Source organism: Natrinema sp. CGMCC1.2065 (assembly GCF_051225675.1).
GTDB classification, from domain to species: Archaea; Halobacteriota; Halobacteria; order Halobacteriales; family Natrialbaceae; genus Natrinema; species Natrinema thermotolerans.
In genome coordinates this window covers 20,121-44,582 of the sequence record NZ_JBPJSJ010000005.1, presented here as the reverse complement: position 1 = coordinate 44,582, position 24,462 = coordinate 20,121, and the positions used below count along the sequence as shown (strand labels likewise).

General features: G+C 63.9%; 30 protein-coding genes and 1 tRNA gene. 19 read left to right on the top strand and 12 right to left on the bottom strand.

All coding sequences use genetic code 11. The features are described 5' to 3' along the window. Positions 1-20: 20 nt before the first annotated feature. From ACSBP4_RS07185 to ACSBP4_RS07170, 4 genes are all read right to left on the bottom strand, one after another. Positions 21-602, bottom strand: a complete 582-nt coding sequence (locus ACSBP4_RS07185) for a cysteine hydrolase family protein (RefSeq protein WP_435551776.1) — start codon at positions 600-602, stop codon at positions 21-23. Beyond that, entirely contained in the window at positions 599-1,396 is a 798-nt protein-coding gene (locus ACSBP4_RS07180; RefSeq protein WP_435551775.1) for a YqcI/YcgG family protein, read from the bottom strand. Before ACSBP4_RS07180 ends, ACSBP4_RS07185 begins: the two co-directional genes overlap by 4 nt. A gap of 157 nt (positions 1,397-1,553) precedes the next feature. Beyond that, positions 1,554-2,246 (bottom strand): YqjF family protein, encoded by a 693-nt coding sequence (locus ACSBP4_RS07175; RefSeq protein ID WP_435551774.1) that lies wholly within the window; start codon positions 2,244-2,246, stop codon positions 1,554-1,556. A 260-nt stretch (positions 2,247-2,506) separates the two neighbouring features. Continuing rightward, positions 2,507-3,247, bottom strand: coding sequence for an SDR family NAD(P)-dependent oxidoreductase (locus ACSBP4_RS07170; RefSeq protein ID WP_049965893.1), 741 nt, complete (start codon positions 3,245-3,247; stop codon positions 2,507-2,509). Positions 3,248-3,352: 105 nt separating this feature from the next. On the opposite strand from ACSBP4_RS07170, the gene ACSBP4_RS07165 reads away from it, so the two are divergent. Continuing rightward, entirely contained in the window at positions 3,353-3,814 is a 462-nt protein-coding gene (locus ACSBP4_RS07165) for a universal stress protein (RefSeq protein ID WP_049905330.1), read from the top strand. Between the two features lie 98 nt (positions 3,815-3,912). Continuing rightward, positions 3,913-4,377 carry a universal stress protein gene (locus tag ACSBP4_RS07160; RefSeq protein ID WP_049905329.1) on the top strand — a complete coding sequence of 155 codons (465 nt, stop codon included), beginning with the start codon at positions 3,913-3,915 and terminating at the stop codon, positions 4,375-4,377. A 101-nt stretch (positions 4,378-4,478) separates the two neighbouring features. On the opposite strand, the gene ACSBP4_RS07155 is transcribed toward ACSBP4_RS07160, so the two are convergent. Next, the gene (locus tag ACSBP4_RS07155) at positions 4,479-4,901 is read right to left on the bottom strand and encodes a hypothetical protein (protein ID WP_049965894.1); all 423 of its coding nucleotides are present in this window, start codon (positions 4,899-4,901) and stop codon (positions 4,479-4,481) included. A gap of 164 nt (positions 4,902-5,065) precedes the next feature. On the opposite strand from ACSBP4_RS07155, the gene ACSBP4_RS07150 reads away from it, so the two are divergent. The 17 genes from ACSBP4_RS07150 to ACSBP4_RS07070 all read left to right on the top strand — a co-directional run bounded on the left by ACSBP4_RS07150 (position 5,066) and on the right by ACSBP4_RS07070 (position 18,894). After that, positions 5,066-6,043 (top strand): ROK family protein, encoded by a 978-nt coding sequence (locus ACSBP4_RS07150; RefSeq protein ID WP_006647760.1) that lies wholly within the window; start codon positions 5,066-5,068, stop codon positions 6,041-6,043. Between the two features lie 105 nt (positions 6,044-6,148). Continuing rightward, complete coding sequence (locus ACSBP4_RS07145) at positions 6,149-7,564, top strand: LVIVD repeat-containing protein (protein WP_435551773.1); 1,416 nt, start codon at positions 6,149-6,151, stop codon at positions 7,562-7,564. A 60-nt stretch (positions 7,565-7,624) separates the two neighbouring features. After that, the gene (locus ACSBP4_RS07140) at positions 7,625-7,990 is read left to right on the top strand and encodes a NifU family protein (protein WP_006647758.1); all 366 of its coding nucleotides are present in this window, start codon (positions 7,625-7,627) and stop codon (positions 7,988-7,990) included. Positions 7,991-8,141: 151 nt separating this feature from the next. After that, complete coding sequence (locus tag ACSBP4_RS07135) at positions 8,142-8,708, top strand: hypothetical protein (RefSeq protein ID WP_006647757.1); 567 nt, start codon at positions 8,142-8,144, stop codon at positions 8,706-8,708. Continuing rightward, positions 8,708-9,655: a homoserine dehydrogenase gene (locus tag ACSBP4_RS07130; RefSeq protein ID WP_006647756.1), complete on the top strand. Its 948-nt coding sequence runs from the start codon at positions 8,708-8,710 to the stop codon at positions 9,653-9,655. The genes ACSBP4_RS07135 and ACSBP4_RS07130 overlap by 1 nt, the downstream gene beginning before the upstream one ends. A gap of 235 nt (positions 9,656-9,890) precedes the next feature. Beyond that, entirely contained in the window at positions 9,891-11,156 is a 1,266-nt protein-coding gene (gene tuf / locus ACSBP4_RS07125) for a translation elongation factor EF-1 subunit alpha (protein WP_006181534.1), read from the top strand. Then, positions 11,157-11,465: a 30S ribosomal protein S10 gene (gene rpsJ / locus ACSBP4_RS07120; protein ID WP_004215311.1), complete on the top strand. Its 309-nt coding sequence runs from the start codon at positions 11,157-11,159 to the stop codon at positions 11,463-11,465. 158 nt (positions 11,466-11,623) lie between these two features. After that, on the top strand, positions 11,624-12,319 hold the full coding sequence (locus ACSBP4_RS07115; protein ID WP_435551772.1) for a rhomboid family intramembrane serine protease: 696 nt from the start codon (positions 11,624-11,626) through the stop codon (positions 12,317-12,319). Between the two features lie 201 nt (positions 12,320-12,520). Beyond that, a tRNA-Ala gene (locus tag ACSBP4_RS07110) sits at positions 12,521-12,592 on the top strand. 168 nt (positions 12,593-12,760) lie between these two features. Further along, a complete protein-coding gene (locus tag ACSBP4_RS07105) occupies positions 12,761-13,000 on the top strand; it encodes a DUF7563 family protein (protein WP_049965900.1) in 240 nt (79 codons plus the stop codon). Between the two features lie 383 nt (positions 13,001-13,383). After that, positions 13,384-13,890: a hypothetical protein gene (locus tag ACSBP4_RS07100; protein WP_435551771.1), complete on the top strand. Its 507-nt coding sequence runs from the start codon at positions 13,384-13,386 to the stop codon at positions 13,888-13,890. Continuing rightward, positions 13,887-14,423, top strand: coding sequence for a DUF488 family protein, N3 subclade (locus tag ACSBP4_RS07095; protein ID WP_435551770.1), 537 nt, complete (start codon positions 13,887-13,889; stop codon positions 14,421-14,423). The genes ACSBP4_RS07100 and ACSBP4_RS07095 overlap by 4 nt, the downstream gene beginning before the upstream one ends. A 2-nt stretch (positions 14,424-14,425) precedes the next feature. Then, a complete protein-coding gene (locus ACSBP4_RS07090) occupies positions 14,426-14,623 on the top strand; it encodes a hypothetical protein (protein ID WP_435551769.1) in 198 nt (65 codons plus the stop codon). After that, positions 14,620-16,566, top strand: a complete 1,947-nt coding sequence (locus ACSBP4_RS07085; protein WP_435551768.1) for a hypothetical protein — start codon at positions 14,620-14,622, stop codon at positions 16,564-16,566. The genes ACSBP4_RS07090 and ACSBP4_RS07085 overlap by 4 nt, the downstream gene beginning before the upstream one ends. Before the next feature lie 368 nt (positions 16,567-16,934). Then, a complete protein-coding gene (locus ACSBP4_RS07080; RefSeq protein ID WP_435551767.1) occupies positions 16,935-17,363 on the top strand; it encodes a hypothetical protein in 429 nt (142 codons plus the stop codon). A 131-nt stretch (positions 17,364-17,494) separates the two neighbouring features. Next, on the top strand, positions 17,495-18,382 hold the full coding sequence (locus ACSBP4_RS07075; protein ID WP_435551766.1) for a hypothetical protein: 888 nt from the start codon (positions 17,495-17,497) through the stop codon (positions 18,380-18,382). A gap of 257 nt (positions 18,383-18,639) precedes the next feature. Further along, positions 18,640-18,894, top strand: a complete 255-nt coding sequence (locus tag ACSBP4_RS07070) for a DUF7692 domain-containing protein (RefSeq protein WP_435551765.1) — start codon at positions 18,640-18,642, stop codon at positions 18,892-18,894. A gap of 269 nt (positions 18,895-19,163) precedes the next feature. On the opposite strand, the gene ACSBP4_RS07065 is transcribed toward ACSBP4_RS07070, so the two are convergent. From ACSBP4_RS07065 to ACSBP4_RS07035, 7 genes are all read right to left on the bottom strand, one after another. Further along, complete coding sequence (locus ACSBP4_RS07065; RefSeq protein WP_435551764.1) at positions 19,164-19,547, bottom strand: hypothetical protein; 384 nt, start codon at positions 19,545-19,547, stop codon at positions 19,164-19,166. After that, entirely contained in the window at positions 19,544-19,810 is a 267-nt protein-coding gene (locus tag ACSBP4_RS07060) for a hypothetical protein (protein ID WP_435551763.1), read from the bottom strand. The genes ACSBP4_RS07065 and ACSBP4_RS07060 overlap by 4 nt, the downstream gene beginning before the upstream one ends. A gap of 244 nt (positions 19,811-20,054) precedes the next feature. After that, complete coding sequence (locus tag ACSBP4_RS07055; protein WP_435551762.1) at positions 20,055-21,230, bottom strand: hypothetical protein; 1,176 nt, start codon at positions 21,228-21,230, stop codon at positions 20,055-20,057. Next, positions 21,227-21,427, bottom strand: coding sequence for a hypothetical protein (locus ACSBP4_RS07050; protein ID WP_435551761.1), 201 nt, complete (start codon positions 21,425-21,427; stop codon positions 21,227-21,229). The genes ACSBP4_RS07055 and ACSBP4_RS07050 overlap by 4 nt, the downstream gene beginning before the upstream one ends. Next, positions 21,424-22,233 carry a hypothetical protein gene (locus tag ACSBP4_RS07045; protein WP_435551760.1) on the bottom strand — a complete coding sequence of 270 codons (810 nt, stop codon included), beginning with the start codon at positions 22,231-22,233 and terminating at the stop codon, positions 21,424-21,426. The genes ACSBP4_RS07050 and ACSBP4_RS07045 overlap by 4 nt, the downstream gene beginning before the upstream one ends. After that, positions 22,230-22,805: a hypothetical protein gene (locus ACSBP4_RS07040; RefSeq protein ID WP_435551759.1), complete on the bottom strand. Its 576-nt coding sequence runs from the start codon at positions 22,803-22,805 to the stop codon at positions 22,230-22,232. Before ACSBP4_RS07040 ends, ACSBP4_RS07045 begins: the two co-directional genes overlap by 4 nt. Further along, positions 22,802-24,430: a hypothetical protein gene (locus tag ACSBP4_RS07035; protein ID WP_435551758.1), complete on the bottom strand. Its 1,629-nt coding sequence runs from the start codon at positions 24,428-24,430 to the stop codon at positions 22,802-22,804. The genes ACSBP4_RS07040 and ACSBP4_RS07035 overlap by 4 nt, the downstream gene beginning before the upstream one ends. Positions 24,431-24,462: the final 32 nt, after the last annotated feature.

Here is a 24,462-nt window from a genome sequence, read left to right as displayed (position 1 = left end):
ACGTCGCGTCGTCCGCGGGATCAGGAATCGACGGCGAGCAACTCGTCGGTGCATGCGATCTCGGCGAACTCGCCCTCGAGGTGGGCCAGCGCGGTTCGGTGGACCGTTTCGGGATCGAACGAGTCGCCGTCGAACGTCCGCCCGAACGTCGCGGTCGCGTCGGCGACGACGATCGGCTCGAAGCCGAGGTTCTCCGCCATCCGGGTCGTGGTCGAGACGCAGTGGTCGGTCGTGAGCCCGACGAGGACGAGCGTCTCGATCTCCCGCTCGCGGAGTCGCTCCTCGAGGTCCGTCCCGACGAACGCGCTGTTGACCGACTTGACGAGCGTCGGCTCGCCGTCGGCCGGCGCGGTCTCGGGCTTGAACGCGAACCCCTCCCCGTCGCGCCGGAGCGGCGAGTCGGGCTCCGTCGAGTCGTGCCGGACATGGACGACCGGGCGATCGGCCTCGCGCCAGCGCTCGAGCAGGGCCGCGGCGTTGGCTTCGGCGTCGGGGTTGTTCCGCTCACCCCACGATGGGTGGTCGAACCCTCGCTGGAGGTCGACGAGGACGAGCGCGGCGTTCTCGAGCCGGTCGCCGATCGCGACCCCGTCCGCCGTCATGGCAGTCGCGCGGCGGGTTTCGGGTGCGTTCGCGTGATCGTGATCGGACACGTCGACGGGGCCTGTTCCTCGTCCGACGAGAGCATGTACTGGGGCCACTCCCGGTCGCCATCGACGCCCCAGTCGCCGATGTCGGCGTGGGGACAGACGCCGTCGTACTCCTCGAGGCGGTCCTGGATCACGTCGCGGGCGCGCTGGCCGGCCTCGGTGTCGGCAGTGACGTCGAGGGACTCGAACAGCGCCCGCGGCTGGAACGTGATCTCGAGGCCGATCGGGCAGTACCGGCTCTTGCGCCGATCATAGAAGGGTGCCCGGCAGGTCGGGAACATGGGGTCGCCGCCGAGACAGAACTCCCAGTAGGGGTCGTCGGGATCGGTCGGGATGTCCGCGGGCCAGGGCTCGGGGTCGTGACAGTGCAGCGTCTGCAGAACGTGCCAGAGCGCGTCGTGGTACTCCCGCTCCGACAGCGGCTCCGAAGGCGGTTTGAAAAAGGTCACCAGCGACGCCCGGTCGGAGTGGTCCTCGTAGACCTCGAGGTACTCGAGGAGCCGATCGCGCAGCGTCAACAGCGCGTCGGCGTCGCTCATCGAGGGCACTGCGGTGTAGATCGGCTCGCCGTCCCGGACCGATTCGGCTCCGAAGAAACACGGAAACGACGTGTCGTTTCGCTCGCCCAGCAGCCCCTCGCGAAACGAGTGCCAGTGGTCGGCGACCCACTCGGGGGCTTCGCCGGTGCGAACGCGCCGGTCGAGCGTCTCCTGGTCCATCAGCGACTGGATGCCAGGTTCGTTCATCGTACGTGGCCGTTCGGGCTCACGAACATGTAGGTTCCGCTCTTTCCGGTCGACCGGTAACTACTGGGGCTCGAGGTCGTCGCCGACGCACGCGGCGACGCCGGACGTTCGGCTCGAGAGAGCGGTCAGAGGCGCGTTCGACTGCCCCGCGGTCGACTCACTCCCACCGCCGATTCCGCGAGGACGCGATGTCGACGCCGCGGCTGTAGTAACAGACCGGCGTCCCGGCGGGCGCGTCGAACCCGTTGGCCTCGAACAGCGTGTTCCGCTCGATCTCGGCCGTCGCCGCACGGAGCGCCCATGGCTCGTGGTCGATGTCGGCGTAGCGAAGCGTCCCGTCTCGAGCCGTCGTGTAGTAGCGGTAGTGTTCGGTGAGAAACGCCGCGAGCGAGCCGGGCTCGGGCGCGAACGCGTCTCCGACCGGTTCGTAGGTGCCGACGAACTCGGCCGGTGCGGCGCCCGGGTGCCGGCGCTCGCTCGCGAAGGCGATCCCGCGCTCGGTCCCGGTGATCTCGATGTCGGCGTAGTAGTACGGCAGCCGGTGGAACAGTCGCGCGCCGAGGACACCGAGGGCCCCCTCGGCGTCGAGGCTGAAGAAGTAGACGCCGGGCTCGCCGTCCCGGCTGACGTAGGTCCGGAGGTTGAGTTCGGGCAGATCGACGCCGGCGGCCGCGGGCACGCCCCGCGGACGGACGTCGACGTTGAGATACGGTACAACCGAGAGCCACGCCCGGCCGTCGTAGGTCTCGACCTCGAGTCCGTCCGGCAGTCGGGCCGCGACGATCCCAGGATCGACCGCCCAGTTGGCAAAGAGCAGGTGCCGCCACCCCATCGCGATCGGGAGACTCATACTCTGGTTAGCGTCCGAGCGCGTGAAAGGACGGCCCCAAACGTTGTCAACCCCGGCCCCTCGGTCCTGTCGGGCCCGTACGAGGGCCACTTCAGGTCCGATCGGATCACACCGTCTCGGGCAACCAGCCGCCGTCGACCTCGAGGTTCTACACCCACCTTTTTACTGCGTCGGGGTCTCTCACGCCGTTCGAGACCCACTCCTTGCAAAAATCTGGACCAAAAACTATCCGCGGCACATCACGCCGCGGGTCGATCGGATTACACCGTCTCGGGCAACCAGCCACCGTCGACCTCTATGTTCTCGCCGCTGACGTACCCGCTGTCGGGATCGAGGAAGAAATACAGCGGCGCGATCAGGTCCTCGAAGCTCGCGGGCCGGTCCCGCGGGAGGTCCGCGGGGAACTCGTCGGAGTTCTCAACGACGTACGGCGAGACGGCGTTGACCGTGATCCCGTCGTCGGCCGTGTCGGCCGCAAGCATCCGCGTAAACATCAGCACCCCCGTCTTCGCGACGAAATAGGGGAAGTTCTTCGGGCTCACCATGGCCCGCTCGCTCGAGGCGTACCCGATATTGACGATCCGACCGTACTCGTTCTCGCGCATCGCCGGCAGCGCCCGCTTCGAGCAGAGGTAGGTCCCGTTGAGGTTCGTCTCGAGGACGCGGTTCCAGGTCTCGAACGCGAGGGACTCCCAGTGGGCGGGCGCGAAGTCGCCGACGTTGTTCACCAGTACGTCGACATCCCCGAGTTCGGCTTCGACGGTTTCGAAGAGATCGTCGACGCTGTCGGGGTCGGTCACGTCGGCCTGTACCGTCGTCGCCGCCTCGGCACCGCGCTCGCGGGCGTCGGCGGCCGTCTCGCGAGCGGCGTCGGCACTCGTGTGGTAGTGGACCGCCGTCTTCGCGCCGCAGTCTGCCGTCGCCAACAGGAGTTCGCGGCCGACGCCGCGGCCGGCACCGGTGACGAGTACCGTCTGCCCCGTGAGGTCTGGTCCGTCCATGTCTTCCCCGTCGGCGAGAACGTGGAAAAATCGCCCGGGACGGGGCCGTCACCGTCCGCTTCCGTGACCCTCGGATTTACGTCGCTGCGCGAGCAATCCCTGTCCATGCTAGAGACAGTATTGCTTGCTGTCGGTCCCGGTGATTCCGACCGAAGCGGACTGCTGGCCGAGGCTGCCCTCGAGGTAGCGAACCCCGCCGACGCGACGGTCGTTCTCGCGCACGTGTTCACCAGCAGCGAGTACGACGACGTCCTCGACCGCCTCGAGTTCGATCCGACCGTCAACGAGATCGACCCCGACGAGGTGGCCTCGCGTCACGCCACGATCCACGACATCCGGGACGTCCTCGAGAACCACGACGTCGACTACGAGATTCGGGGTGCGGTCGGCGAACACGGCCCGTCGATCGTCGAACTGGCTGAGAGCGCCGGTGCCGATCGGGTCATCGTCGGTGGTCGCCGGCGGTCGCCGACGGGGAAGGCGATCTTCGGCTCGACGGCCCAGGAAGTGATGCTGTCGGCCCCCTGTCCCGTCACGTTCGTCCGCAGCGACGGGTTCGAGGAGTAGTCCCGCCACGACCCGTCCGCGCCTGGGTCCCGTCGGGTATTTCTGGAATACTGCAACGACGAGAATACTTAAGCGGGTGGCCCAACCACTGTGACGGTATGGCAATCGATACAGTACTCCTTGCGGTCGGACCGATGGACACAGTACGCGCTCCGGAACTCGCCGAGACCGTTCTCGAGATCGCCGATCCACTCGACGCGACGGTCGTGATCGGCCACGCCTTCACCGAAGACGAGTACGAGGACATCCACGAGGAACTGGGCTTCGACGCTCGCGCCGAGGACGTCGACCCCGACGCAGTCGCCGCCGAGCGCGCGCCGGTGCCCCAACTCGCGGAGCGCTTCGAGGACGCCGGCGTCGACTACGAGATCAGGGGCGCGCTCGGCGAGGTCAGTAGCGAGGTCGTCGACATGGCGGTCGACGTCGACGCCGATCGCATGGTCGTCGGCGGCCGCCGGCGCTCGCCCGCCGAAAAGGCCGTTCTCGGCTCCGTTTCGCAGGAGATCATCCTGCAGGCCCCCTGCCCGGTCACCTACTTCCGCGACCTCGACGTGATGGAGTAGGCCACGATCCGCCGTCTCGCTTTCGCCCGATTCCGTGTCCCGGCGGCGACGCGACAGACGCCCACTCACGAACGGCGTTCGGCGACCGACAGCATCGGTTATCACTTCTCCGCCCGTCGCTTCCACTCCCGTTCCTGTCGGCGTTCGCGGACGTGTCGTTTCCCGTCGGCCAACTCGCGCCGGACCCGGCGCTCGAGCGATCGGGTCTCCGCGAGCAGCGTGGTCTGGAAGTTCTCGAGGACGTCGTAGGACCAGCGGTCCTCGTCGACGACACCGTGGGGGAGCAGTTCGGTTCGGATCGCGTCCGCGAGGTCGTCGTTACCGGCCTCCCTGAGCAACTCCTCGCTCCGGGCGAGGTGGTCCATCCCGTGGCCCGTTGCGTGGTGGAACTCGAGCAGACAGCCCTGGGCCCGCTGGATCCACTCGAGTCCGAGTTCGACCTCGTGGAGGGCCTCGAGTTCGGCGTCGGACGGCACCGCGGCCGGGTCGGCGTCGCGGTCGGGGTGTGGCTCGTCGGTAGCCATACTATGGCTATGTCATAGAGTAACATACGAGTGTCGCCGACGGCGGGACGCCCCGATCACGGACCGGACGGCGGGCAACGCCGGCCGTGACGTATCGAGATCGCAACTCATCGGCGAGTACAATCTGGGTAGTTAAGTAGGGTCGCGGTCGTCCCTAGGACAGCATGGTCTACTATGCGGGCGTCGATCTCGGTGCGACCAACGTCCGGGCGGTCGTCGCCGAGGCCGACGGGACGAGGATCGGTGCGAGCCGCCGATCGACGCCGCGCGGGCCGACTGGTATCGATGTGACGGAGGGCGTGCTGCGAACGCTTCGGGGGGCGTGTGCGGAGGCAGGGATCGACCCTCAGCGGATCGCCGCGACCGGAATCGGGTCGATCGGACCGTTCGACCTCGCCGAAGGGGCGGTGATCGACCCAGCGAACCTCCCCGATTCGATCGATCGGATCCCGCTGACCGGGCCGATTTCGGAACTGATCGGCAGCGACGACGTCTTCCTCCACAACGACACCACCGCCGGCGTCATCGGCGAGCGCTTTCACGCCGATCGCAACCCCGACGACATGGTCTACGTGACTATCTCCTCGGGGATCGGTGCCGGCGTCTGCTGTGACGGCGAGGTCGTGGGCGGCTGGGACGGCAACGCCGGCGAGGTCGGCCACTACGTCGTCGACCCGCGCGGCCGACTGACCTGTGGCTGCGGTCACGAGGGTCACTGGGAGGCCTACTGCTCGGGCAACGCCATCCCCGACTACGCCCGCCTGCTGGCCGAGGACGACCCGACGATTTCGACGAGCCTCCCGCTCGAGGGCCCCGACTTCACCGCGAAGGACGTCTTCGAACTCGCGGGCGAGGACGAACTGGCCGATTACGTCATCGAGCAACTGGCCCACTGGAACGCGATCGGCGTCACGAACGTGATCCACGCCTTCGCCCCGCTCGTGGTCTCCTTTGGCGGCGCGGTCGCCCTGTACAACGAGGAGTTGGTCGTCGATCCGATCCGCGAGCGCGTCTCGGAGATGGTGATGACCAACGTCCCCGAGATTCGCGTCACCGATCAGGGTGACGACGTCGTCGTCGAGGGGGCGCTGGCGAGTGCGCTCACCGAGGGCACCGGCGACCGGCGGCGACTGCGGGAGTGATCGCCCGCCATCCGTTCGCGACCGACCGCGGCCCGCGTTCCGTGACCGCACTGCCCGCTCCGCTCGAGTAGGACCTTCTATGTAGCTGGACGAGAGCGAACACGTATGGAGCGACGAGCCTTCCTCCGGGCCAGTGCTGCCGGGTTGTCGCTGGCAGGCGCGACCACGATCTCGGCGGTCCAAGCGGCGCCGGCGGCCGCACGGCAGGCGTCGTACGAACCGCTCGGTCGGGTCACCGTCGAGGCCGCCGCCGAGGCCGTCGTCGGCGACGACGGCGAGACGGCGTACCTCGCGACCACGACCGGGTTCGCGACCGTCGACGTGAGCGACCCCACCAACCCGACGGTCCTCGCCGAACATGATGTCGAGATCGGTGGCGAGTCCCTGCGCAATATCCTCGACGTGAGTGTCGACGGCGACCGATTGGTCGTCGCAGGGCCTGCCAACCCCGACTACGAGCCGATGGGGGTTCGCTGCTACGACGTGAGCGACCCCGCCGACCCGACCGCCGTCGACGAGTACGCGACCACCTTCCACATCCACAACTGTACGCTCGAGGGGGACCTGCTGTTCGTCGCCGAGAACGAGTCCGAGACGGACACGAACGCGCTCGCGATCTTCGATGTCGACGGCGAAATTACGCGGATCGGCTCGTGGTCCCTCCTGGATCACGAGCCGGGCTGGCGTGACCGTCCGTTTCTCGGGCGATATCTCCACGACGTTTCCGTCCAGGACGACATCGCCGCCCTTCCCTACTGGAACGCCGGCACCTATCTGGTCGACGTGAGCGACCCGACCAACCCCGCGTACATCACCCACGTCGCCGACACCACTCTCGAGGCCCAACGAGGGATCGGTTACGAGGACGCCGTCTACGGGTTGCCTGGCAACGACCACTACGCAGCCGTCGACGATACCGGCGAGCTTCTGGCGGTCGGCCGGGAGGCCTGGGCGACCGACGGCGAGCCCGACCGGCCGGGTGGAATCGACCTCTACGACGTGAGCGATCCCGCGGCCCCCGTCCACCGAAGCTCGATCGACCCGCCCCGGACCGACGACGAGAGCCACGGTGGCGGGCGCTGGACTACCTCACACAACTTCGATCTCCGCGGCGACCGGCTCTTCTCGTCGTGGTATCAGGGCGGGGTGAAGATCCACGACATCTCCGATCCGAGTGACCCCGAACGGCTCGCGTGGTGGCGCGATCCCGACGAGACCGGGTTCTGGACGGCCCGCGTCGCCGACCCCGGCGAGACGTTCATCGCTTCGAGTACGGAAGCGATTCCCAACACCGCGCTCGAGGGGGCACTCTACACCTTCCCGATCGAGTCCGGCGAACAGGCCGATCCGCCGTCGCTGCGAGAGTCCGGTCCGTCCAACGGGTCCGACAGGAACGGGGCGGGGGACGATGCCGCGAGCGACGATTCGATTCCCGGGTTTACCGGACTCGCCACCCTCGCCGGGGGCGCGGCCGGCCTCGAGTGGTGCCGCCGACGCGGGAACGGAAACGTTCAGGATTAATTCGGCTGTTTTCGCGGTCGTGACCCAACTTATACCACGCTCGAGCGCCTAGCATGGCACATGACCAACTCCGAGGACGAGCCGTCACTGCAGGAACGCGTCGAGCAGTGGATGGCCCGAGAGATGCCGATCATTCAGATGCACGGCGGGACCAGCGCGGTGCGGGCGGCCGACCCCGAGACGGGCGAGGTGATCATCGAACTCGGCGGCGGCTGTAAGGGGTGTTCGGTCAGCGACGTGACGACCGGCAACATCGAGGCCGAACTCATCACGTGGCCGGAGATCGACGAGGTCACCGTCCGTGTCCCCGACGCTCGAGATAGCCTCGGCGGCCCCGACCAACCCGAGTCGATCATGGGCGTCGACCGGACCGAGGGCGGCCGCGGCGACTGGGGCTCGTCGAACCCCGGGAAGGACCACCTCTGACGGCTCGGATACTGGGTCACGCTTCGTCTTCCCCCTGTGTCCCACGTTGACAGGGCCGGACAGTTTTGGCAAGTCCTATATCCTTTTACGCGCCCGTTACGGACATCAGATATCATGACGAGTAGACGCCTGCAGGCAGGAGGTGTCGGCGATGGGTGACGCGCCCGATTCCGGCGAGGACGAGCCCGACGCCGAGACCGACGGCGGCGTCCGCGCGTACACCGTCCGGCTCGAGCTGGTCGACGAACCCGGCGAGTTGCTTCGCGCGCTCGCCCCGATCGCCGACAACGGCGGCAATCTGTTGAGCATTCACCACCAGCGGGGCAACATCACACCGCGTGGGCACATTCCCGTCGAGGTCGACCTCGAGTGTCCGCCCGACCGGTTCGACGACATCGTCGACGCCTTGCGCGGTGCCGGCGTCAACGTCATCCAGGCCGGTGAGGAACACTACGGCGAGGAAGTCAGCGTCGTGCTGGTGGGCAACCTCGTCGAGACCGATCTCTCGAATACCCTCTCGCGGATCGAGGACGAGGCCGACGCCGTCGTTCAGGACCTCTCACTGGCCGCGCCCGAGGGTACCGACGGCATCTCGAGCGCCCGCGCCCGGCTGGCGATCGATTCCGGCCGCTCCGAGGAGGCCCTCGCGGCCATCCGCTCGATCGGCTCGGACAAGGAACTGACCGTCGTCGAACCGCTGCTCGGAGGTGAGGCCTGATGCGACTCGCAATTTTGGGTGCCGGCGACGTAGGCCGTTCGGTGGCCGATCTGGCCGGCGAGTACGGCCACGAGGTCGTCGCGCTGGCCGACTCGACCAGCGCCGCGGTCGATCCCGACGGGATCCCCGTCGAGGCGGCCCTCGAGCGCAAGGCCGGCGACGAGGCCATCGGGCCGGCCGATCCCGAGGACGTCCTCGAGACCGAGTACGACGTCCTCGTCGAGGCGACGCCGACGACGCTGGACGACGCCGAACCCGGCTTCAGTCACGTCCGACGCGCGCTCGAGGCCGACCGCCATGCCGTGCTGGCGAACAAGGGGCCGGTCGCCGAACGCTACGAGGAACTTCGCGCGCTCGAGGCCGACAGCGCGGGCTCGATCCGGTTCGAGGCGACCGTCGGCGGCGCGATCCCGGTGTTGTCGACGATCGAGGACTGCACGCCCCAGTCGGTCACCGCCGTCCGCGGGGTCCTCAACGGCACCGCGAACTTCATCCTCACGCGCATGGCCGCGGAGGGACTCGATTACGAACACGTCCTCGCGGAGGCCCAGGACTTGGGCGTCGCGGAAGCCGATCCGACCTTCGACGTCGACGGCACCGACGCCGCGCTGAAGTTCGTCATCCTCGCGAACGTGCTTGCCGACGGCGGGTTCTCGCTCGCGGACGCGACCGTCGAGGGCATCCAGTCGATCCCCGGCAGCGCGCTCGACCTTGCGGCCGAGGACGGCCGCACGATCCGGCTGATCGGCGAGGCGACCCGCGACGGCGTCCGCGTCGGCCCGCGACTCGTCCCCGAGAACGGCGCGCTCGCGGTCACGGGCACGCGAAACATCGTCCAGATCGAGACCCGCAACGCCGGCTCCTTGCACTCGAGCGGCCGCGGCGCGGGCGGCCCGGAGACGGCGACCGCGGTGCTGTCGGACGTCGGCCGTCTCCCGCCGCTGTAACCCGCTTTCTTCCCCCGTACGCACCGTGTTTCGGCTCTTCCGTTCGAATAGTTCGTCCTCGACGACGTGGGTGTCCGAGCGACCTCTACCCCGGCCGTTCGAACGGTCCGTGTCGTGTGAATGCTAGCCAAACCGCAAGAAGGCGGCGGGATGGACCGAATACGCTTTCGAAATGGTTTTAACCGCAACGAGCCAAAGGGACCGATATAAGCGCCTCTGCGCGTGAGCTACAACAATGAGCGACCAACACCAGAACCTGGCCATCATCGGTCACGTCGACCACGGGAAGAGTACGCTCGTGGGGCGACTCCTCTACGAGACGGGGAGCGTACCCGAGCACGTCATCGAACAGCACCGCGAAGAAGCCGAAGAGAAGGGTAAGGGTGGCTTCGAGTTCGCCTACGTCATGGACAACCTCGCCGAGGAGCGAGAGCGTGGTGTCACCATCGACATCGCCCACCAGGAGTTCTCGACGGACGCCTACGACTTCACAATCGTCGACTGTCCGGGCCACCGAGACTTCGTCAAGAACATGATCACCGGGGCCTCGCAGGCCGACAACGCGGTCCTCGTCGTCGCCGCCGACGACGGTGTCGCGCCCCAGACCCAGGAACACGTCTTCCTGGCCCGCACCCTCGGTATCGACGAACTCATCATCGGCATCAACAAGATGGACATCGTCGACTACGAGGAGTCGACGTTCGACGAGGTCGTCGAGGAAGTCAACCAGCTGCTCAAGCAGGTGCAGTTCCAGACCGACGACGCCTCGTTCATCCCGATCTCGGCGTTCGAAGGCGACAACATCGCCGAGAAGTCCGACAACACGCCGTGGTACGACGGCGAAACCCTGCTCGAGGCCCTGAACGACCTGCCGGAGCCGGAGCCGCCGACGGACGCGCCGCTCCGACTCCCGATCCAGGACGTCTACACGATTTCGGGTATCGGTACCGTCCCCGTCGGACGTATCGAGACCGGCCTCCTCAACACCGGCGACAACGTCTCCTTCCAGCCCAGCGACGTGGGCGGCGAGGTCAAGACGATCGAGATGCACCACGAAGAGGTGCCCAAAGCAGAGCCCGGTGACAACGTCGGCTTCAACGTCCGCGGCATCGGCAAGGACGACATCCGACGTGGTGACGTCTGTGGCCCCGCCGACGACCCGCCAAGCGTCGCCGAGACGTTCCAGGCGCAGGTCGTCGTCATGCAACACCCCAGCGTGATCACGGCCGGCTACACCCCGGTCTTCCACGCTCACACGGCTCAGGTCGCCTGTACGATCGAGTCGATCGACAAGAAGATGGACCCCTCGAGCGGCGAGGTCGCCGAGGAGAACCCCGACTTCATCCAGTCGGGCGACGCCGCGGTCGTCACCATCCGACCGCAAAAGCCCCTCAGCATCGAGCCGTCCAGCGAGATCCCCGAACTCGGGAGCTTCGCCATCCGCGACATGGGTCAGACCATCGCCGCCGGCAAGGTCCTCGAAGTCCACGAGAAAGAATAAATGCAGCAAGCACGCGTTCGACTCGCGGGCACGAGTCCAGACGACTTAGACGACATCTGCGACGATGTCCGCGAGATCGCGAACAACACCGGCGTCAACCTGAGCGGTCCGATCCCGCTGCCGACGAAGACCCTCGAGGTGCCGACCCGGAAATCGCCTGACGGCGAGGGCACTGCGACGTGGGAGCACTGGGAGATGCGCGTCCACAAGCGCCTGATCGATCTGGACGCCGACGAACGCGCACTCCGACAGCTCATGCGCATTCAGGTGCCGAACGACGTCTCGATCGAGATCGTCCTCGAAGACTGACGGTCCGATCGCGACTCGAGAGCGAGTTTCACGTTTTCGCCGTTCCCGTTCGACCAGCGGCCGCCGTCTCGATCGGTATCCGAGAGGGCCCGCGCCGACCGTCGACACCACACCAGTAAGCGCCGGGACTTTTGCCCACCGCCGTCCCAACTCCCTTCATGGCCCGTCCCTCCACGTCCCAATCGACGATCGACCTGCGACCCGACTCCGGGAGCGAGGAGTCGGGACCCCGCTCGAGCAGCGCCGTCCTCGAGGTGCTGGCCGTCTTCGTCCTGGTCTTCGTCGTCCAGGGGCTGACCGCGCTGGTCGGCGTGATGGGAACGTTCTTCGTCCTCAGACCGCCGCTGGCCGCCGACCCGTGGACGATCGTCACGAGCGTCTACGCCCACGACGGCCTCGGCCACCTCGTCTCGAACGGCCTCGCCCTGATCGTCTTCGGCTGGCCGGTCGCGCGGGCGACGACGCGGGCCCGCTTTCACGTCTTCGTCGCCGTGACGGGTGCGATCGCCGGCACTGCCCAGATCGTCCTCACGCGACTGCTGGCGTCGGTACCGCTGATCCCCGTCGCGCCCTCGCCCGGCGTCCTCGGAGCCAGCGGTGCCGTCTTCGCCCTGCTGGGCTATCTCCTCGCGTCGAACCGCCTCTCGAGCGGGCTGGGCTCGCTCGTCGACGTCCCGCCCTGGCTGTCGGCGCTCGTCGTCGTCGGCCTCGCGGTCGCGGTTACCGTCGCGACCGCCTCGCCCGGCGTCGCCCTGCTCGCGCATTTCGTCGGCTTCCTCGTCGGTGCCGTCGCCGGACGGGCGCGCATTCTCGCGGTCGGGTCGAGTGACGGCTCGGACGCCACGAGGATTTGAACTCCGAGCAGGGCCGTCTCCCGGTGACCGACTGTGGATCGCGACGACCGTCGTTTCGTGCCGTCGCACCGAGGGAACCCCCGATCACGACAACCGCATTTCGCGAGCGACGACCCGGCTCGAGCCACGACCGTGGTGGTGTGTCCCGATCCCGCTTCGAAACACAAGCCTCAAATAGAAACCACGGATATGAACGTTCGAGGGCTCGTAGATCAGTGGTAGATCGCTTCCTTCGCAAGGAAGAGGCCCGGGGTTCAAATCCCCGCGAGTCCATTCGACTCTTGTAACGTTTCGAATTACCCGGTTAGTCGCGAGTCTCGCGACTGTTACCGAATTATACGCGGATACCGAACCCGTACAAACCCCCGTAGAAAATCGAGGGACGAACGATGCCGAATTCGGGTCCGCGCTGTCCCGTGATTTCTGCGAAGGAAATCCGGGGTGGTCGGCGTGAGTACCACACTCTCGAGACAGGTAACGCAGTCTACCTGTCTCCATTGTGGTACTCATGTTACGGACCGGTTCCGCCGCGTCTTCGGCGACGACGAGGACCGGGCCCACCGCTGTGGTGACTGCGATACGTACGCGCGTCTGAGCCGCGGGTCCGCCGCTGGTGTCGACGTGGCGGTCCCCGATCCGGAAACCTCCGAGGGTCGGCACGGGGGAGAGGCTGATGCGTAGCGGGTTCGTCCGGGCGAGCGAACTGTACGATGCGGAGAGCCGGACGCCCATCGCCCATCCGGCCCATCAAGCGACCGACGCCGACGTTCGCCGCGCGTTCGGGGACCGAGAGGTTCGGGCCGACGGTGGACGGTCCTCGAGCGGCGGTGATCGGTGCGACACCTGCGGTCTTGAGAAGATCGGCGGTCGGTGCTTAACGCGGTGGTGTGACGACCGCCATCCGACCGTAGACGAGGTTTTCGGGGATCGAACGGACGGTGGTTCGCGATGAGCCGCCTCGTCGAATCCGACGAGTGCGAACGCTGTGGTGACCGCGTCGACGCGCTTCGCCGACTGTGTCCCGAGTGTACGCGTGCGGTTCGGAACGCGCGGGAGGGCCCGCTATGAGTTCTCAGCAGTCCCAACTCGCTGCCTCGAGACAGGCTGGCGATCGGTCCGAATCGGTCGTCCTCGAGTACGTCGATGAACTGCGGTACGTCCCAGATACGGAGTCGCCGCACTACGATGCGATCGCGGAGGCGATCGTCGAGCCAAGCGACGAACTGCCCTTCGTCGGCATCGTCGTCCTCGAGGAGGGAACGTCGGTCGAGATCAAAAGCGTCGCCGTCGTCTACGGCGAGAGACAGCGCCGCGGACGCCTCCAGCTCCGCCGGACGCAACACGAGGAACTACTCGAGCGTGGAGGGGTCTACCTGTTCGCCGTCTGTGCGCCCCACGATCGGGAGTTGATCGCCGCGAAGATCGTCCCGGCGACGCAGATCGACCACCTCATCAGCGCCATTACCGACGGGTGGCGGTCGGCGGGCGAGGGTCGCAGCGAGGAATACGTTCAGTTCAGTTGGGCGCGCGTGTTCGACCCTGCGGAGATCGAGGACGGTGATCGCCCATGACCGTCCGAACGACCTACTTTGGCGGGCTCAACTCGAGCTTCGAGCCCGCGGACGGGGATGCGGTCTTCGGCGTCGTTCGCTATCCCCAGGATTTCGTCGAGCGGATCACGGACCGGAACATCCCCGCGGTCGCACCGCCGGAGGAGCTGCTGAACGCGTACAAGACCGTCGAGGAAGCCGCCGACGAGAACAACGAACCGAACCCGGCCGCGATCGCGTGGGAATCGGTCGACTTCGAGCGCCGGTACCGCGAACATCTCGAGCGGGCGGGTCCCCAAGAGGTAATCGGGGAGCTGGCCGACCGGGCTCGCGAGCGGGACATTTGGCTCGTCTGTTGGGAAAAGGACGCCCGCTGGTGCCACCGGCGGTTGCTCGCGAACGCGGTCGCCGCCCAGCTCGAAGACGTCGAGGTCGTCCATCACCCGGACCCGTCGACGATCCCCATCGACGAGGCTGACGACGACCCTGATTCGGACGACGATCCCGAGGCGACGCTGGCCGACTTCGCCGGACCAGAGGCCGGAGGTGCGTGACCGTGGCCGCCCTGACAGCCTTCGGCCTCGAGCCGCAGGACCCGCCAGCGGACGACGGTGACGACGAGACTGACGAGCCGGGTACGCAGTGGCCCGAGTGTGTCGATTGTGGCTACGATGGGCCGGAGGTCAAGACGCGGTTGAACCAGCCGGTCCCGTTGTGTACGGCTTGCTTCGCCGAACGGGAGGGGTTGCTGTGAGCGCACAGCGGTTCCTCCGGTTCCAGTGCCACGAGTTCGACGGGCACTTTCACCTCGTGGGCGATGGGCTGAAACCGTACTACCAGCTCACGAACGTCCGGAAGGATCACGACTGGGTTGCCGACGGGAAGCCGACCGGCACCTTCGAGGCCGGCGGCGAGACTTGGCGCGTGTGTCTCGACTACGATGACCAGCCGATCGTTCCGTGGGACGATCCCCAGTACCGCCTCGAGACGGCCTATCTCTACCGGATCTACTTCGTCTGTGAGGATTCGACGTACGACGGCGAACGCGCCGATCGGAGTCAGCGGATCAAGGGCGGGACGATCACGTTCCGTCCTCGGTGGCCGGATATGAAGCGCCAGAAGAAGGCCGACGAGGACGGCGACGGTGAATGGACCGGCCCGATCACGGACGTTGACGGGTACATGGACCTCGGTGTGCCGTACCTGGATGCACAGGTACAAGGGTCGAATATCGATTTCGACCGCTATCCTCAGCTCCTTACCGAGGCCGCGGCGACCTTCGGACTCCCGCGCCGGTACTTTCACGAGTTCTACCGCACGTCGAATATCACCGATGCGGCGGTGTACGTGCGTCTGTTGCGGTCGGAGTCCGGCCCGATTTACGCGGCCGACGGGCCGATCGCCCGGATGCACTCACTTCTCGAATCGGACCGCTCGGGGTATCGAAAGCACGTCGAAGACAACCGCGAGCGGCCCGGTGACTACGTCGCCAGCGTCGTCGACGCCCGCCGGGCGGGGAAGGTGATCCGAGGCCACGAGATCGGGAAAGAGGCCAAGCACTACTACATGAAGGATCCGGACAACTACGATCCCGACGAGTTCGGCTGGCATCCGAAACTCGAGATCGGCTACCAGACGAGTGTGACCGATCGCACGGTCTACTGGGAGCGCGACGACGACGAACTCGACCGCCACGATCTCCGGCGTGAACTCGAGGAACTCCTGGTGAACGTCCTTGATTGGGGCGGGCTCGACGTGACCGGTGGCGAACAGTACCAGAAGGACGCGTACTTCAAACCGGACGACCGCGAGCGCCGATCGCTGAAGCTCGTCGACTGCCCACTGCCGGAAATCGAAAGCGAACAGGAACAGACGATCATGCGGCTGTGGGGCGACATGAACCCGTCGGACCGGGCGGTCGTCGACACGTTGCTCACTGACGGCGGCGAGGTATCGCCACAGGACGCGGCCGACGAGACCGGTTTTTGCTACGACACGATCCTCCGGGCTGTCGATCGGCTCGAGGGATTCGTCGAACACGCGTACGGGGAGCTGGCGATCGAGAGCGACTACGCGGCCCAGGCGATGCTGAAACGGGTGCGGTCGGCCGAGGAACAGTTCCGACGGTCGCTCGGGTCGACGGCCATGCAGGTGGCCGACGACGCCCAGGGCGTCGAGACGGACGCGCTCGAGCGATTCGTTCGGAACTACGACGTTGGGGTCGACGAGCGTCGCGACGACTGCCGGGCGCTGTTGAAGCCGCGCTACGTCGCCGCCGACCGAGAGGACGCGAAGAACCTGGCGCGAGAGGCCTACACCGCGGTCTGTGACCGACACGGGACCGCGTACGGGTTCCACATGCGGGTCGAACTCGCGGACGGATCGATCAAGCGGTTCCGCGATCTCAATCAGGGATGGGCCGGAGCCGATTGGGACCGCGACGCGCACCGTCGCAAGCGCGAGCGCCAGCTCGAGGAACAGGCCGACCTGGACGATCGCGACATCGACCCCGAGGAGATCGACCTGGAGGACGCGTGGACGAACTTCGCCGACCGCGATGAGTGGGTCACGTACTCGACGCTCAAGGTGATCGTTTCGTCGGTGACCGACGAGGTCGACCAGGCGCTCGAGTCGCTCCAGGAGCGCGGCGAGATCGTGACCAAACAGGGCCGCGGCTTCGGACTCGCGCCCCGGTAGCGCGGTCCTCGTGAGTGGCAACACTATCCTTCGGACTTATTTTCATCTTTTCGTGACTGTATTGTCGGTCGAACCGGGCTCGCGGCGCGTGCGGCCGGGGCCGATCCTCGCATTCGCTCCGGTCGGCCCCGGCCGCACCCATCCCGGAATCCGACCCTGCGGGTCGAATTCCGGATTAGAGGGTGTGGCTAAGGCCAAGGTCCCAAACTAACCGCCCCGCCTCCGCACCGCGGAGTTGAAACTGAAGGTGTTGGGATCGCGCCAAAGATGGGCACGCGAAAATTGGGAGTCTCCAGTTGCTCCCTACGAAACGGAGGTATCTGCCTACTCGCCGTTGTATTTATTAGATGTTAGTCATTGGTTAGAGTATGGTTGATCCATCTGTACTTGGCCCTCTAGCAGGTGTTTCTGAGAGTGTATCCGAATATTATGAGTTCTGGAAGGAATACAAAGGAGAAGAGATTCTTATCCGTGATCATTCAGTTACACTAGATGATGATGAAAAGGGCAAGATTAAGCAGAACGTCCATGTGATCCGAGGTACAGTAGAGGATGTCACATCATTTCCCCCAGGATTTCTTCTAAAAGACGTTGAGGAGTATATCGAGTTAAGTAATGTTAGTCTTCTATGGGGGGCGAATTCAACGACTCCTCTGGATGCAGTAGGTGGTTCAGAAGGGCGTCAGCCCCTTCGAAAGGTTGACGAGAAATATGTCTCTTTTAGCTCAATAGAGCAGATCGAGCGGGCAGAAGTCGCAGATGATGCTATAGAGCCATTTCGAACTGAAGATGAGTAGTACAGGCAGGACAAATTGCCGGTGCGGAGAGTATGTGCGACGCTTGCGAGAGTTTAAGTTTACCAGAAAAGATGCCACGGTAGAGAGCCATCCGTGATTCATTCTATCGAATACTATTCATACATTAAATAATGAGTCCAGAATCAATACTATTCACATATTTACTTTTGATAAATATATTATTCATTGCCAGTTCATTAGCGTTATTTTGGAGAAGAAAACGCATAAAGGAGAGGTTAGAACCGAATTGGCTAACCTCGCTCCGATCATGGACAGCTCAAGTTCTTGCAGGCCAAATTGCGAGAATTCTCGGCAACCGAACCTCGAGGAATAGCCGTATCGTGAATTGGATCAGGATCTACACTATGAACTCGCTTATTGTACTTTTATCTATAATATTATCGATGCGGATAACACAGTTAGCATACTATCCTCGGCCATTACCCTATTCAGATATAATCCAAGCTATCGGAAGCCTCTTGGTAGCTATAGGCACAATATATCTTGCTCGGACTACATTCTCATCCGAATATTTCCCAAGAATAGAAGATAGCAAGAATAAAAGTAGAATCCGCAAGGAGAAAGAGCTATTTGAATTTATAAAGGGATTCATATTTGTGTTCTGGGGATCCTCGATATTACTGGTAGGTTACACGGTTCCTCTGTGGGAATTTCTTTATCCAGGCTTTAATAGTTGGATTCCCCTATCCGAGATCCACCAAATCGTGATACTTTCTGTAATATTCGTTTTCTTATCAGTCGGTGTGGTAGACACATTGGTGCCTGCAATATCTATGATGAGTACGGTGTTTGGTTTTCTTACCTTCGTTATTGGCATAGTCACTAATTGGTTTGCTCTCTTCGTTGGATTAGCAACACTCATAATATCTATTATATCAACATCTCATGTATATAAAAACATGGAATTTGTAACTGGATCTCATGAAATTAGAGTAGAGGGGGTTTTCGACTCTACTATTCAAACAGATACTCATTCTGATTGCGAAGATTCGAATTAATGTACTAAAATAGCAGCCTCAACCATATTCTGATGCTGTTCTTCTCTACCTTCCACTCCCTTGGGGTCGCACGTCGACAGAATCCGATTCCCGAATATGCACACGAGCCGCGACACCTCGTGTGCATATCTCGAGTCGATCCATCGCTTGAACCGTCGTCCGTCTCCGACTATCCGACAGGTTCCGCCGGTTTTGGGCCGAAATGAGTCGTCCAGTGAGTCGAAAAAACTAGGATTTCGGGGGTCGTGTGTACGAGTATGCGAATCAGGACCGACGGCGACTACGCGTACCGACGGGATGCGATCGAACGCGCGGCCGACTTCTACGACTGCAACAAGACGAAAGCGGTCGTGAGCGCCTGCGACGACGTACCGAAGTTCGTCCAGGCTGCCCGCCAGGTCCTCGAGCGCGACGACCTCACCCTCAAGCAGCGGCGGGAGATCGCCGAGACGCTGTCGACGCGAGCGATGACGTTCGATATCGAAGACGAGATCGTCGTCACTACAGAGTGAATCAGTCCCTCGAGAAACGCCGGCGGAAGCCAGCGTTGAAGCCCCCTTCCGATGATGGGAATCAATCGGAGGGTCTGAGATCGCTGTCAATGTGGCCATTGGCGTCGGAACGATCTCATCGGCGAGGTGCCGCTTGTCTCGGAGTCGGCGGATTCTGTCGGGAACGACTGAATCGTGCCTCGCCGTCCGTGACTTCAAGTTAGACTACAATAGCCCTGTTGGCCATCCGGATTAGAAACAAGCAAACGGTGCCGGTTAGACACTCTCTCCTAAAAGATCGAGTCGATCGAAACTTTCGCCTGTTCGGTCCCGCGGTGATCGCCGCCACCGTGCCAGCGGAGTAGCGGGAGATCGCCCGCGCGGACCATCTTGTCCCGGAGGACCGTACAGCCCGAGCGCCCATGTGGCCGGTAGACGACGAAACAGTACCAGCCGTCGTGCCGCCGGAGTTTCTCGTGATACTCTCGGTAGACCTTCCAGTTGCCGGGCTGGCCGTCTGCGTGTTCGTGCATGGTCGACTTGATTTCGACCGGCGTTCCGTTCCCGAACCGGGCGTCGTGCCAGCTCGCCCGCTCGAGGTCGAACCGGCGCTTCTCGGCCATCCGTTTCTCGACGGCGGTCCCGAAGTGGTTGGCGCGCTTCGATCGGTTCACGGTTCCCTCCGGTCGTCTCGCCAGCGGCGATCCGCTCGAGCGGGCCCGTAGGTGAAGAAACCGGCGAGTAGGAGCGACAGGGCCGCGACCGACCACTCACCCTGCCCGAGCGCGAACACCGCGACGGCGATCGCGACGCCGATCAACCCGAGAGTCTGTCTCGAGAACACCCCACGCTCGAGGTCGCGCCGGAGCTGGTGGGCGAGATCGACGGCGGTGAACCGAGCGACGAACGCGAGGTTCCGGAGGAAGGTCACCGGCACGCCGATCGCCCTCCATGACGTGCGTCGCGATTTCTTCGAACTCGCCCTTCGAAAATATCACTTTTCTGGTGGCTACACACGCGCTCCGCGCGTTGATATATATCCTCCTCCGCTGACTGCAGCGACGGCGGGCCCATCGCTCTCCGTTCGCTCCCGACCGGGAGCGAGCGCGGTGGGCCGTGGGCGGTGGGCCGCTTTCTAAAGGGGGGCAGGTTACGCTTTACAGGTTTCCACCCCGACGCCGTCATGCGATCACCCGCTCAACGGTGTTAACCCACTCGCGCTTCTCACCGCCCTCATCGATGTCGTTCCACCAGTTCGAGACGGTAGCGTGACTGTACGGGACGAACTCGGCGGTTTCGCGGGCGGACATGCCCTGTTGGCGGCACTCTTCCATCGTCCAGGCAGCGACCCGTTTCACCTCGTCCTCGGCGATCGCCGGACCGTCGTCCTCGCTCGAGGGAGCCGACCACGACCAGTCGGCCTCGTCGTTCGTGTGCGGTTCGAAGTCCGCGGGCGGGATACCGGTGAACGGTCGTGGGTCTACATCCTGCAGTTTGCCACCGGAGATCCGGTCGGCGACGATTGCCTTGCCCTTGTTGTTGCGATCGGGCTTCTTGATGATCGTCCCGACGCGCCAGAGCATCGGATGGATTGACGACTCGTCGTGACCGATGTAGATCAGCATCCCGTTGTACTTGCGGATCTTGAACACCAGCGGCCCCATCAGCTTCCGGACCTTCTGGCCGTCTGAACCGGTCCCCGAGGCGTTCGTCGAGAACTCGTCACCGACGAATGCTTTCGGCTGTTGGGGGTTCTCGACCGGGTTACCGTCCTGGCCGACCCACTCCTCGAGCAGCGGGAAGTTGGGAATCCAGCCGTCCTCGACGGTGCCGTCGTCCCGTACCCAGTCGTCGTTTCGCGGAAGCGTCCGGATGTTCGAGCCGACGAGGAGATCGCCGTCGACCCAGCGGTCACGCAGCTGCAGGAGCAGACACGCGAGGTTCGTTTTGCCAGCCCCCATTTCGCCGAGAACGACAATCACGGGCGCGGGCCCGGCGACGATCTCCTGCAAGCGCGTGATCGCCTTGATACCCGAGAGGTCGGCCTGTTGGCTCGGATCACCGATGTAGTGTTTCAGCGTGAGCGTGTCGCCGTTCTCGAGGGCCTGCCGGGCAGTGTGGCCGCCCTCGCCCTTGAGGATGTCGCGGTTCTTCTGTACGTCCATGTAGGTCGCTGCCGCCTTGCCCTCCCAGCGGTCGGGATCGTGGTGGAGCGCACGGACGGTCATCTGGCGGTCGATCTGTTCGTCGCGGACGAAGCCCGAGTGCGGAAGGACCTCGTCGGGATCTTTCGCTTGGTTGCCCTGTTGCCACTCGGCGAAGCCGCCGACCGTGAAATTGTCCTGTTCGTCGCTCATCGATCGGTCCACCTCCACTGGCACGGTTCATGGCCGACGAGTAGCGGAGTGGTGGCTGTTTTCCGCTGTTTCAGTAGTGCCGTCCTGAGCGCGGTATTCGTCCGTCCGGTCCCGGTAGTTGCCAGCTCATCGAAGACGAACACGGTCGGTGGGTCGATCGTCCGGTTCCGTAGTTTCCCGTCGTGGATGTATCTCATCGGTTCGTTCCTCCGTCAGTCGCTGCAGGCTGTTCTGTGGCCGATTCGTCCGCTTCGACCGGTGTTCGATCACCGTGTGTCTCGGTGTAGTCGTCGACGTACTGAGAGACGTCCTTGATCTCGTCTACGTCTCGAGCCTCGGCGTCGTCCTTGGCCGCTTCGAAGCGTTCCTTCACGGCCGTCCGCGGGTTCATCATGCCGCGTTCGTCGGCTTCGGCTTCTTCGTTGACTACGTCGCGCTGGATCTCGAGCCCCATCTTCGAGATCCGACCGCGAAGCCGATTGTACTCGAGGAAGGCGTCGACGAGATCGCCGTGGATGTCCTCGAGCATGGCTTTGATCGTGACGAGTTTGGAGTCGGCGAGTTGGCTGAAGTAACAGCCGCGGACGACGAGCTGGCCGGTGTCCTCGTGGTAGGTAAACTCGCGGACTTCGAAGGCATCGCCGTCGTTGCAGTTGTACGGCGACGGGCCCTCGACGGTCTTCTCGCTCCAGACTTCGGGGGCGACGTAGAGTTTGCGGCGAGTGTCGTCGACGCCGTTGATGTGGTACACATCGACCATCCGGCGGTTGCGGAGCTTCCGGGCCCCGCTGACGAACATCGCGAACAGCGGAGGTCCCAGGAGGATCGCCGCGGCGAACCATCCCACCGCGATCGGCGGGATGCCCGGCACCGACGGACGGATCCATAGGAGCGCGACGCCGACCGAGAACAGGACGGCGAAGACGAGTAACTGCGCCTCGGCGAAGACGTAGGTCACGCGGTCGCGCCAGCTGCCGAACGTACCGCTGGTCTCGAGGCTCACGCTTCGACCACCCCGTCCTCTTCCGAGCGGACGACGTACCAGGCTCCGAGCCCGGCGAAGCCGGAGGTCATCGCGACGCCGGAGAACAGGCCGCTCGTGCCCCCGAAGTTGCTGAACGGGTTGCTTTGGACTGTCCCGGTCGAGACGACCGCGCCGCCGCCGTTCTCGAGGGACTGTTGTGTGGCGATCGCGACGGCCGCGCCCTTGCCGCCCTGCCGCGGCGCGACCATGAACGTGACCGTCTGCGTTCCTTCCTCGAGTTCGTGTTCGGCGTAGTTGAAGCTCTCCGCGTCCTCTTCGAACGACCCTGACTCAGTGAGGCTGATCGTGGTCGGCTCGTCGGCTTCGATCTCGAGGGAGAACCGGCCGGGGCTGTAACTCCAGTCAGTGACTCGCGTCTGGTTGTCGATCGTCCGAAGGGCGTTGTCGCCTTCGGGGTCGACCACCGGCTCTTGGTCGGTCTGGTTCGCTGTTTCGTTGGCTTGCTCTTGCGCGGCGACCGGCCCAAGGCCCATGCCCATGCCCATCGCGACCGCGATCGCGACCATGACGAAAGCGACTGCCCGCTTCATGGTCGCCCTCCCCGTGTGACGATTCCGATGACGGCCAGTACTGCGACACCGATCACCACGAGCCCGACGAACGCGCCCCCGGCTTCTGGGAGGCCGATGGACGGGAACCCGATCCCGCCCTCCTGTTCCTCACTTTCCTGTTTTTGCTGCTCGAGTTCCTCAATCCGCTGGAGAGAGGTGTTCAGGTCACTGACTAGCTGCGCAGTATCGACAGTGTCGTAGTTCTCGGGGAGTTCGTCGGTCGTTGTGTTCTCGACGTTATCTCCGTCGGTATCTACGATCTCGTACAGCGTTACGTTTTCCGAGGCGTTGATAGTGTACTGTTCGCCGGTGTCGGTCGCCATCATCAGCGGCGTCGAGTTCTCGATTTCGTTCGGAGTATAAGTAGTGTTCGCGGACCAGCTACCACTCTCGGGTGACGACGACGACAACAGCATTCCCTCCTGAGTAATCGGGTCGGGATTAGAGCCGGCTTCCGGCGTGAACTCCACGCTCATGTATCCGGTCGAATTTAGGTCGGGTGTCGCCAGCCCCATCGAGGACAGGGCGACGACAACGTCGTCCATCGTTGCATTCTCGCCGACGGCATCTTGCGAGAATCCTTCAAGTTGGGTAAGACGGCTGACTACGTCGTTTGCGTTGATCCGGCCTTCTTCGTAGGCGGACCAAGTGTTAGAGACGAAGCTCTCCGAGTAGTTCAGCATCTCGTCACGCTGATCCGTGATAGTAGATCGTCGGTTCTCGAACTTAGACACGTCCAGATAGACATGCTTCGGATAGGTCGCTGGATCGACTGCGTGCCGCAGGTTGATCTGAGTAAACGACATATCGAAACTCCCTGTCTCAGAACCGTCGGTATCCTCAAACTGTAGAGTGTGCGCATCCGTGGCGTTTAGAAGCGTGAATCGGGCCGTCGAGGTGACATTCACCTTCCCATACGAACTGTGAGTGCCGATCGAGCCCAACGTCGTCTCCATGACCGGCATTTGGACCGTGGTCGAGTTGTCCCCTAACTCAACGGTCGTGCTGCCGACGATCCGAAAGGAGCCAGTGAACGAATAGGAGTACCCCTCAGAACTCGACCCGACAAGACGGGTCGTATTCTTCGGGTCGAAGCCGGAAGTCTCGGTCCGCTGGACCATCCCATCAGCAAGATGGAGGGATGTGTTATAGGTTCGCAGAAGATTCTCCTCTTTGACGGTGTAATACTCCGTAACTGCGGCCCGAGCGTCGCTTGTTGCCTTGATCTCAGAACTACCGTTCTGGTACGCCTGAGAGACAGCTACCTGCATCCGCATCCGTGCAGGAGACCGCGTATCATTCAGGTAATTATCGAAGAACGTGAAGGCGGCCTCGGTCCCCGCCATTCCGTTCAAACCATAATTATAGATGTCGTTCGCATCCTGCAGGTCGTTGATCTCTTGATTCAGGAACGACGTAGGACAGCTACCGACACCGCCGGGGAAACTCAGGAAGTCCGCCGTCGTGCAACCACTCGGGAGCGTCGGACTCGACTGTGCCGCCGCTGGTTGTGTCGCCCCGATCGGAGCGACGGCCGAGCCGACCAGGAGGAACGCGAGCAGGACGGTAAAGGCGCGATGGGCTATGGGCCGATGGGCCGACATCAGGCCACCTCCGTACCAGCTATCGAAGCGGA

Coding starts and splice junctions, on each gene's coding strand:
- ACSBP4_RS07155 (WP_049965894.1), bottom strand. CDS start 4,901: ATGGCTACCGACGAGCCACACCCCGACCGCGACGCCGACCCGGCCGCG.
- ACSBP4_RS07080 (WP_435551767.1), top strand. CDS start 16,935: ATGGTTGATCCATCTGTACTTGGCCCTCTAGCAGGTGTTTCTGAGAGT.
- ACSBP4_RS07050 (WP_435551761.1), bottom strand. CDS start 21,427: ATGAGATACATCCACGACGGGAAACTACGGAACCGGACGATCGACCCA.
- ACSBP4_RS07035 (WP_435551758.1), bottom strand. CDS start 24,430: ATGTCGGCCCATCGGCCCATAGCCCATCGCGCCTTTACCGTCCTGCTC.
- ACSBP4_RS07070 (WP_435551765.1), top strand. CDS start 18,640: ATGCGAATCAGGACCGACGGCGACTACGCGTACCGACGGGATGCGATC.
- ACSBP4_RS07115 (WP_435551772.1), top strand. CDS start 11,624: ATGGCCCGTCCCTCCACGTCCCAATCGACGATCGACCTGCGACCCGAC.
- ACSBP4_RS07135 (WP_006647757.1), top strand. CDS start 8,142: ATGGGTGACGCGCCCGATTCCGGCGAGGACGAGCCCGACGCCGAGACC.
- ACSBP4_RS07040 (WP_435551759.1), bottom strand. CDS start 22,805: ATGAAGCGGGCAGTCGCTTTCGTCATGGTCGCGATCGCGGTCGCGATG.
- ACSBP4_RS07150 (WP_006647760.1), top strand. CDS start 5,066: ATGGTCTACTATGCGGGCGTCGATCTCGGTGCGACCAACGTCCGGGCG.
- ACSBP4_RS07075 (WP_435551766.1), top strand. CDS start 17,495: ATGAGTCCAGAATCAATACTATTCACATATTTACTTTTGATAAATATA.
- ACSBP4_RS07170 (WP_049965893.1), bottom strand. CDS start 3,247: ATGGACGGACCAGACCTCACGGGGCAGACGGTACTCGTCACCGGTGCC.
- ACSBP4_RS07140 (WP_006647758.1), top strand. CDS start 7,625: ATGACCAACTCCGAGGACGAGCCGTCACTGCAGGAACGCGTCGAGCAG.
- ACSBP4_RS07095 (WP_435551770.1), top strand. CDS start 13,887: ATGACCGTCCGAACGACCTACTTTGGCGGGCTCAACTCGAGCTTCGAG.
- ACSBP4_RS07130 (WP_006647756.1), top strand. CDS start 8,708: ATGCGACTCGCAATTTTGGGTGCCGGCGACGTAGGCCGTTCGGTGGCC.
- ACSBP4_RS07100 (WP_435551771.1), top strand. CDS start 13,384: ATGAGTTCTCAGCAGTCCCAACTCGCTGCCTCGAGACAGGCTGGCGAT.
- ACSBP4_RS07165 (WP_049905330.1), top strand. CDS start 3,353: ATGCTAGAGACAGTATTGCTTGCTGTCGGTCCCGGTGATTCCGACCGA.
- tuf (WP_006181534.1), top strand. CDS start 9,891: ATGAGCGACCAACACCAGAACCTGGCCATCATCGGTCACGTCGACCAC.
- ACSBP4_RS07055 (WP_435551762.1), bottom strand. CDS start 21,230: ATGAGCGACGAACAGGACAATTTCACGGTCGGCGGCTTCGCCGAGTGG.
- ACSBP4_RS07185 (WP_435551776.1), bottom strand. CDS start 602: ATGACGGCGGACGGGGTCGCGATCGGCGACCGGCTCGAGAACGCCGCG.
- ACSBP4_RS07180 (WP_435551775.1), bottom strand. CDS start 1,396: ATGAACGAACCTGGCATCCAGTCGCTGATGGACCAGGAGACGCTCGAC.
- ACSBP4_RS07145 (WP_435551773.1), top strand. CDS start 6,149: ATGGAGCGACGAGCCTTCCTCCGGGCCAGTGCTGCCGGGTTGTCGCTG.
- ACSBP4_RS07175 (WP_435551774.1), bottom strand. CDS start 2,246: ATGAGTCTCCCGATCGCGATGGGGTGGCGGCACCTGCTCTTTGCCAAC.
- rpsJ (WP_004215311.1), top strand. CDS start 11,157: ATGCAGCAAGCACGCGTTCGACTCGCGGGCACGAGTCCAGACGACTTA.
- ACSBP4_RS07160 (WP_049905329.1), top strand. CDS start 3,913: ATGGCAATCGATACAGTACTCCTTGCGGTCGGACCGATGGACACAGTA.